This is a genomic window from Microvirga vignae, from assembly GCF_001017175.1.
In the GTDB taxonomy this organism is placed as follows: Bacteria; Pseudomonadota; Alphaproteobacteria; order Rhizobiales; family Beijerinckiaceae; genus Microvirga; species Microvirga vignae.
Genome location: NZ_LCYG01000043.1, coordinates 91,035 through 99,306, shown reverse-complemented (window position 1 = coordinate 99,306; position 8,272 = coordinate 91,035). Strand labels below are relative to the sequence as shown.

The window sequence follows — 8,272 nt, the reverse complement described above, 5'->3', positions numbered from 1 at the left end:
CAGCCGACGCTGGCGGCATCGTCCCTGACGCGGTCGATCGACAATGTTCCACTGATGTGATGCTCAGCCTTGACCGCGACCCCACAAAGGGACTGGGGCCGCGGCTCGAAGATGGTTGACGGTCGACCTGACATGGTTCGGACGTGCTGATAGCCGGGATGACGAGCGGCATCCCCGTAGTGGCGATTTAGTCGATGACGGCGTGCGGGATGACGCGGCGAAGGCCTGATGGCGGTGGGTGTTGCCATTTGCGGTAATCTCCGGCTCTGCTTCAGCGTCCAGGACGACGCTTGCTCCATGACCTCCTGGCCGAAACGGGGAGAGGATGTTCCCGACATGGGCAAGCGTGACCTCCAGCTGGGTGGGCGTGGCCAGGACCCCAGAGATCTCGTGGATGATGCTGAGCGACATTTCCGCCTTGCGCATGGTTTTGATGGGGGGCTCAGGCCGGGTGTTCCAAGGTCCGACGTCATCGACCCGATCCCGCAGCATGTGGGTCATGGACACACCTCAGGGCTTGTCCAGGGTGCTCCTCCCCAGCACCTTTTTTCGCCTTGTTGCGCGGATGAGCGATTTGGCGACCGAAGCCGCATGGCATAGAGGAACCGCGTCCTCCAGATCTCGGATCTCCACCATGCCGTTCAAGGCTGTTGATCGAGCGTATCATTTCGACCACCGGCTGGAGCGTCTCGATGAAATCCTCGGGGTGCGGCTCGATGTTGAGTTGGATCCCTTCTCGCTCGGAGATCGGCACCAGCTCGTCCATGCTGTCCCAGAAGGCGGCTTCACAGAATTCCGTATGGCCGCCCGCACAGCAATTGTAAGAGGTGAAAGGCGAACTCGGCGCAGGTCCGCGGCCGAATTCCGAGTTCATAGTGTCACACTCGAGTTCCACCGCAATCCGAATCGCGTTCTTCCAGTAACGCATGGCCGTCAGTCGTTCGACCTGATGCGGGCTTGCCCAGCGGGACATCGGCAGCAGCGAGGCCAGTTTCACACCGCTGTCGCGCAACGCCTTTTTGAAGTCGCGGATACGCTCGGGATAAACGCGGGGGGTGACCCACCGGTCGAGGAAATCCGCACGCAGGGACAGTTCGATGTATTCGTCGCCCAGTTTTGCGACGAACTGCGGCAGTTCTAGGAGAGGCACGTGGCGGTGCATGTAGGGATCGAGCGCAATCTTCATGTAGGTTCCTCCTCGATGCGTGGGTCTGTCGGAGACCACTGGCTCCGCCCTTCATCAGTCGATGGCGCACCCGTGTCGGCGCGGTCCATCGCTTCGCGATCTGAGCGGATCCTCGACACCGGCACCTCGTGAGCCGAGGCAGGTCCGCACGACAAGCGGATGGCATTTCCGGCGGGCTTCATGCCTATCTGTGGTCATGGGAGGAGCAGCTTGTCCCATTGCGGGAGACTAAACCTTCTCTCGCATCCTGATCGGATCGAGGAGTACTGTTTCACCGTATGAGGACTTAGGTCTGGACTGGCCGACAGATGGTTGCAGGACTATCCGGAGTTCTCCTGCTCCCGAGCAGGGGCTCCTATCGTGGGGCGGCCTATGGGATCTTGTCTGGCATTGGTCTTTCCTCCTGTGTCGTGGGCGCTCTTGAGCACCCTCATTGACGAGGTTTGAAATCGCTACCAATATGAAAGAAATCTTGCAATGAAAGTTGACAATTTTCTTTCAAGAACTTTCATCGCGCTACTGGGAAAAATGAAAGAATCTGTCAAGGAGGGTCAGGTGAGCCGCCCTACCATCGCCGATGTGGCCAAGGTTGCTAATGTCAGCGTGTCAACGGTCGATCGTGTCCTAAGCGGCCGCCATCGCGTGCGGGAGGCAACCTCCCAACAGGTGCTACGTGCCGCAGAGGCCATTGGCTTTTATGGCACCGGGATGATCCGTCACCGCCTCGGACAGGATCGGCCTGCCCGCTCCCTCGGCTTCCTCCTCCAGCAGCCGCAACGCTCGTTTTACAAAATGCTCGGGCAGGACCTGAAGGAGGCGACGGATGCCTCGACGACCATCAGGGGCCGGGCGGTGGTGAGGTTCCGGGACGACCTGACGCCGGAAGTCGCCGCGGAACGCCTCCTCCAGCTTGGGCGGGAATGCGATGCCGTGGCGGTCGTCGCCGCAGATCACCCCAAGGTGACGCAGGCGATCGACACTCTGCACGGGAAAGGCGTGCCTGTGTTCGCGCTCATTTCCGACCTCCCTGCGGCGAACCGTGCCGGCTACGTAGGGCTGGACAACTGGAAGGTCGGCGGCACCGCGGCTTGGTTCATCTCCAACATGTGCAGGACGCCGGGAAAGATCGGCGTCTATGTGGGGAGCCATCGCTTCCTGAGCCAAGATGTCAGCGAAATGCGCTTCCGTTCGTACTTCCGCGAACATGCGCCGGAGTTTCAGTTGCTCGATTCCGTGGCAACCCTCGAGGACTCGCGCTACGCCTATGAAATCACCCTGGACTTGTTGCGGCGGACACCGGATCTGGTTGGCATTTACGTCGCCGGTGGCGGCATCACTGGCGTCATCCGAGCCTTGCGTGAGGACCAGAGCGCCTTATCCCGAAACCTCGTGGTTATCGGACGGGAACTGATAACTGAGACCATTGCCGGGCTCGTCGATGGTGTGATCAATGTTGTCCTGTCGCATCCGAGGCGTTTGTTGGCCGACACACTGGTCGAGGCGATGGCGCAATCAACGATCAGCAACCAAGGCGGCAGCATCGTGCAACGTGTCATTCCCTTCGAGATCTACACGGCCGAAAATGTTTGAGCCGGGGCTGCCAAGGCGGCCTGAACATAGCACGGCATCGGACATTGACTGGCGGAGGGCGCATAAATGAGCGAACCCTAGACAGCGTCAGCCTAATCTGCTCCAACCAAGTAAGCGCCCTGATGCCTGCCCAGCCCGTCGTCTGATCGCGCGGTGGAATGCAAGCCCTTTTTGGTGCAGAGGCTATTGTTTGCCGGGAGCAGTGTCGTCTTCGCGGTCGAGACAGTGTCGCCGCATGACGGGGCTATGCGGGGGAATCTTCCAAGGTGTGGAACGCACACTACGGGCCTATTGGCTCGCAGGTGCAACAGGCCAGGCGGAATGGCTCGTTCTCTAATCGCGGGTCTCTAGTCAAGCGCAAACAGCTCTGGCACCCTTGCTTCTCCCCGGGTCACGGTTCTCTCCGCGGTCGGCACTGGCTGCCGCATCATCGGGTTCAACAGCACGAGCCTTCCAAGGTCCACAACGTGATCAGCTGGAGCCTCCAGCTCTCACAAGCCCCGCTCACGAAATGACCCGTACCCTCGCCCCGAGGAGCAAGCACGGCACCTGGCGTTCACCTCATGATGAATGCCAGATCAATCTCATCCTCCCATTCTCATGCTGCAGCTGTTTCCAGTTTGGTCCAACGGAAAGGCGCGCCCGTCCGCCAGATCGCATGCAGGATCACCGCGAGCTTGCGGGCCAAGGCCACTCGGGCCTTGTTGAACCCACTCCGTTGCACCAGCCGCACGGCCCAGGCCTTGAGCGGCGACCAGCGCTGCACCCGAGTGAGCAAGACACCGGCGGCCTCGAACAGGTAGGATCGCACCAGCTCGTCGCCGCATTTGGAGATGCGGCCACTTCGGTCGACCTCACCCGACTGGTAGTGTCGTGGCGTGAGACCGAGGTGAGCCCCGACATTGCGAGACTGCCGAAAGCGATCCGGGTGCTCGATGGCGCTGACAAAAGCGAGGACCGAGAGGGCGCCGATCCCCGGCACACTCATCAGGAGACGACACTCGCTCCGCTGGCGCACCTCCATTCGCACAGCCTTTCAAAGCTGGTGATCTGGTTCTTCAGCTCGCGCCAGGCCTACAGCATCGGCTGCACAACTACTGCGACCTCAGGCTGATCTGACACAAGGGTCTCAACGCGTTCGGAAAAGGTGCCGCCATGGACGGGACCCGCCACCAGACCGAAAACCTTCAGGATGCCACGAATGTGGTTGGAGAGTTGAATGGTCATGCCCACCAACTGCCGGCGAGCGCCCAGCAGGGCACGGAGCCGATGCACCTCAAACGACTTGACATGGACGCTGCGGTACCAGCCCGTGCGAACGATCTGAGCCAGCCCTTCGGCATCGTTGCGGTCATTCTTGTTGAGCTGCATCGCGAGAGCGGCCTTGGCATGGCGGGCATCAAGGCAGATCACCTCTACGCCATGGCGGCGCAGCCCGTGCACGAGCCAAGGCATCAGCGGACCGGTCTCAACGCCGACCCGGAGATCACGACCGTGCCAGTGCAGGATCTGGGCGAAAGCCTCGGGATTGGTCGCGGTCTTGCCGCGCCAGAGGCGGCGGCCCTGCGCATCCACGATGCAGATCGGGGCTTCCTTCTGCGAGACATCCAGGCCGGCGTAGTAGGTCATCAGCTGCTCCTGCTCTGTTGGGCCAATCAGACTGTCGCCTCATCAGCATCTCCGCCAGAGCTCTCGCGCCCCCCGCAATTACCCAATGTCCACATATGAGATTCCAGGGACTCAGAGTCTCACGCCAAGATGTCTATGGTTGTTCCAAAATCGGGAATTTCACGCCAAAGTGCCTAGCGACAACTGGGCCCGCACGCCCGTGGGCTCCGTCGAGCGGGCGATCTCCTGGCGAACGGCTGGGGTGGTGCGGGCACTGGGATGAATGGAGGGCATCACGCCCTCCTGCGGTGAGGAGTTTGGCGCCGCAGGCCGTCAAAGCGCCAACTATATTCCTCAATCGCCCAACGTAACCCGATCCCAACGACCTTCCGCCACCAAACAGTTTTAAAGGGCGTCTAACGTAATATTGACGATGTCGAGTAAACGGCGTCGGCGGCCCTGTTCGGCGCTACCCTTTCCCATCACTCTGAGACCCTGAACGGAGCTCACGACAAAACGTGCCAATGCTCGGCTATCCCGATCACCGCTCAACTCGTTTTTCTCCTGCCCACGCTTGATCGCGGCATTAAGGGCATTCTCCAACCGGGTGAGGTGATCGGCGACCAGCGCCGCAATTTGGGGATCATGCGGTGCCACATCCAAGCTGCTGTTGGCAACGAGGCAGCCTCGATCGTCCCGCCCGCTCAATTCATCGTTCACGACTGACATCATGAGCTTGCGCACAATGTCCTTGAGCGGTCCATCCTGAGCAACGAGATTCACATTCGCCGACGTTGTTTTATGATATTGCTGCAAGGCAACTTGATACATCTGCTGCTTGCTGCCAAAGGCATTATAGATGCTGCTTCGCGACAATCCGGTTTCACGAATAAGATCGTCCATTGAGGTGGCGGCATAACCATGTTTCAGGAAAACGCGCATGATCGCGTCTGCCGCAGCTTCCGAATCGAATTCCCGAGGTCGCATTTCTGGCCCCTTTTAGCCTAAACGGTCCAAATATCACCTCGACCGAGAATGGGCAACGCGGAAGAGAGCGTGCATTCCGCGCATGCAATAATGTCCAATCCGATTGGGAGCTTGCTGTTACCAATCTGGCCGACGACACGCATTTGTTCTCTGAGCTTGGATGCTCCCGCGACTAAGCTGCAGTTGTCGCTGTAGCCGGCGTTTCTCAGCTGGCTTCGATGACATGCCATAGGAGTCAACACGACCGGCATTCTCAGTGCCACCTGGACGATTGCCGAAGCGTGTCTGATCTTCCTCCGCGTACAGACCAGCCGGTGTTGTCGTTTGACCTTCCGGCGTCATGCGTTACCAGAAGTAACGCGCCGCGATCTACTGCGCTGCCGTCAGGTCGGTGTCGTACCGGTCGCCGCCTCTGGATCGGCAACCGCGATAGTACCAGTGCTCGCGCACCCCACAGTCCGAGCTATCATCGGTCACCTGGACGTGCCAGGGGTCTGGCGCACGTGGATCAGGGCTATAGCAGCGAGAGAGCTTCGGCTGCGACGCGAGCATGCGATCGCGTTGCAAGTGGTCAGACCTACCGACGCTAAGGGCGGGTTCGTACCGTTGCTGCCCGCTGGGTGGCCGAGAGCACATACCTGGGCCACGCGCATTTGCTACCCCCTTGCGCGACTACGCGCGATTACTTCAGACGCTCGCTTATTTCCACGCCATTGCTCTGACCTCTATCGTTCTGCGGCAGGCGGTAAACTACATCGCGATCAATAACAGCTTTAAGGTAGTTAATTCTTCTCCAAAAACCGGAAACTATAGAAAAGTGTTTGCCTTGACAGTTTTGTATCGATCAGTCCATAACCATCGGCGGTTGGGCACTTCCTATGGCTATACTTGACAAGGGGCTGACATGTCGCACGAGCGGCAAATCGAACAAAAATCCGCCGTCATCGCGGTGCTTGGCACCGGCATTATCGGCGCACCGGTCGCACGCAATCTCCATAAGAAGGGCTTTGCAGTCCGCGTATGGAATCGAAGCGCTCAAAAGGCGCACGCGCTTTCGGAAGAAGGAATTGTGATTGCGGCTGATCCGGCGGAGGCGGTCAAAGGTGCCGACATCGTCATCACGGTCCTCAAGGACGGCCCGGCGATAGAGAGCACGATTTCCTCAATCCGGCCCGAAATTGGCGGCGCCATATGGATCCAGCTCAGCACAGTCGGGATCGAGGCCACAGAGCGCTTGAAGCAACTCGCGGCTGCGAAGGGCTGGATATACTTCGACGCCCCGGTGCAGGGGACTCGCCAGTCAGCCGAAGCGGGCAAACTCGTCATCCTGGCTTCAGGGCCGACTGAGGGACGCGAGCGGGCTCAACCGATATTCGATGCGATCGGGAGCCGCTCTGTCTGGGTCTCCGAGCTGCCAGGCGACGCAACGAAGCTGAAGCTCGCCTTGAATAGCCTGGTTCTTGCACTTACGCATGGGACGGCAGAAAGCCTTTCTCTTGCCAAAGCGTTAGGTGTTGATCCCGCGCTTGTGGTCGACGTCGTGAAGGGCGGGCCTCTTGACAGTCCTTTCTTTCAAGCCAAAGCATCGGCGATCCTCAATGAGAATTTTGAGCCGAGCTTTACGATCAATAATGCCATCAAGGACAGCAAACTTGTCGACGCCGCCGCTAAGGAGGCCGGCCTGAAGCTCGACCTGGTGACTGCAGGCAAGAGCAGGTTCGAGCGGGCCGCCGCATACGGCGCCGGGAACCTCGATATCGCTGCTTCCTACCTGGCCTGATCCACAGAAGTCGACGTATCCGACTCTACGAAGTCGACCATTGGCCGGTCTGACTTCGCTCCCTGTTCGCCTGCGCCATTTTTACGAGATTTGGATGCCTGATCTTCTTGGATATCGATTGAAGCTCGGTGTGGCGGTACCCTCAACCAATACGTCCGCACAGCCGGAAATGGATGCGTTACGGCCCGCCGGGGTCACCAATCACACTGCACGCATCCTCATTGAAGACGAGTCTCTTGAAGAGGAGGCTGGCTTCAACAGCGTGATCGACAGGATCCGTAAATCGACAAGCAACGCCTTGAAGAGCTTAAGCGCCTGCGGATTACAACGTGTCATCGTAGCGGTCTCGCCAGATAGCTATTGGGAAGGCGCGGAGCATCACCGGTTGCTTCTGGCGCAGTTTCGTGAGGCTGCCGGCGGCGCCGAGATTACCACCAGCGCCGACGCGATCGAGGCAGCTCTGGAGCAACTCGGCGGGTTGCGCCGGATTGGCCTGATCAGCCCCTATGCCGAAATCGGGGACAATCCGGCAAGCCGCTTTTTCATTGAGCGCGGTTACGAGGTTGTCGCACTCCATGGCCTCGGCGGAACGAGCCCATCCCGGATTGCAGATGTGACGACAGCGAAGCTTCGCGCCGCGGTCGAGGCGGTTAACCGGCCCGAGGTGGAGGCGATCATACAGGTTGGCACGAACGTGCCAATGGCGGCCTTTGCCGCGCTCGCCGAAGACTGGGTCGGCAAACCTGTCATCACAAACAACGCCGTTCTTTATTGGCATGCGCTGAGACAGAGCGGAATCGCAGATTCCGTTGAGCGAGCCGGATTGCTGTTCTCAATCCGTTGAGGCTGAGAGATCCAGCATTGATGACAAGACTTGAAAATATCCGGGAGTGATCTCTGGACCCGGTCACTCCTCCGCTTAGTCAGAAACGAGGGAAAGCCTTTAACGACGCTGCACAGCGCAGTTCCCTTATCACTTGTTTTGTACACTTCGATCCAAAAATGCGCAAAGGAGCACTGGAATGTCTGTCGAACACCACAGACCGACGAATCCTCCACCGATTCCCGGTTTCCGTGGGCAACGCGCTATCTCAAGCCTGAATTTGCTCAGCACGAGAATG

The 8,272-nt window shown here is 59.2% G+C and carries 6 protein-coding genes and 1 pseudogene; 3 read left to right on the top strand and 4 right to left on the bottom strand.

Annotation, left to right across the window (positions count from 1 at the left end; translation table 11 throughout):
- Positions 1-646: 646 nt before the first annotated feature.
- Positions 647-1,186: pseudogene (locus AA309_RS17720) on the bottom strand (sugar phosphate isomerase/epimerase family protein); the annotation flags it as partial.
- 555 nt (positions 1,187-1,741) lie between these two features.
- Here AA309_RS17720 and AA309_RS17715 point away from each other — a divergent pair.
- Entirely contained in the window at positions 1,742-2,776 is a 1,035-nt protein-coding gene (locus tag AA309_RS17715) for a LacI family DNA-binding transcriptional regulator (protein WP_244470395.1), read from the top strand.
- 598 nt (positions 2,777-3,374) lie between these two features.
- Here AA309_RS17715 and AA309_RS37765 read toward each other — a convergent pair.
- From AA309_RS37765 to AA309_RS17705, 3 genes are all read right to left on the bottom strand, one after another.
- Complete coding sequence (locus AA309_RS37765) at positions 3,375-3,800, bottom strand: transposase (RefSeq protein WP_425286891.1); 426 nt, start codon at positions 3,798-3,800, stop codon at positions 3,375-3,377.
- Positions 3,801-3,850: 50 nt separating this feature from the next.
- Positions 3,851-4,405, bottom strand: coding sequence for an IS110 family transposase (locus AA309_RS37760; protein ID WP_425286890.1), 555 nt, complete (start codon positions 4,403-4,405; stop codon positions 3,851-3,853).
- A gap of 384 nt (positions 4,406-4,789) precedes the next feature.
- The gene (locus tag AA309_RS17705; protein WP_200902005.1) at positions 4,790-5,326 is read right to left on the bottom strand and encodes a TetR/AcrR family transcriptional regulator; all 537 of its coding nucleotides are present in this window, start codon (positions 5,324-5,326) and stop codon (positions 4,790-4,792) included.
- Positions 5,327-6,275: 949 nt separating this feature from the next.
- Here AA309_RS17705 and AA309_RS17700 point away from each other — a divergent pair.
- Positions 6,276-7,151 (top strand): NAD(P)-dependent oxidoreductase, encoded by an 876-nt coding sequence (locus AA309_RS17700; RefSeq protein WP_047190341.1) that lies wholly within the window; start codon positions 6,276-6,278, stop codon positions 7,149-7,151.
- Positions 7,152-7,245: 94 nt separating this feature from the next.
- Positions 7,246-7,995 carry a maleate cis-trans isomerase family protein gene (locus AA309_RS17695; protein ID WP_047190340.1) on the top strand — a complete coding sequence of 250 codons (750 nt, stop codon included), beginning with the start codon at positions 7,246-7,248 and terminating at the stop codon, positions 7,993-7,995.
- The last annotated feature ends 277 nt before the right edge of the window (positions 7,996-8,272 follow it).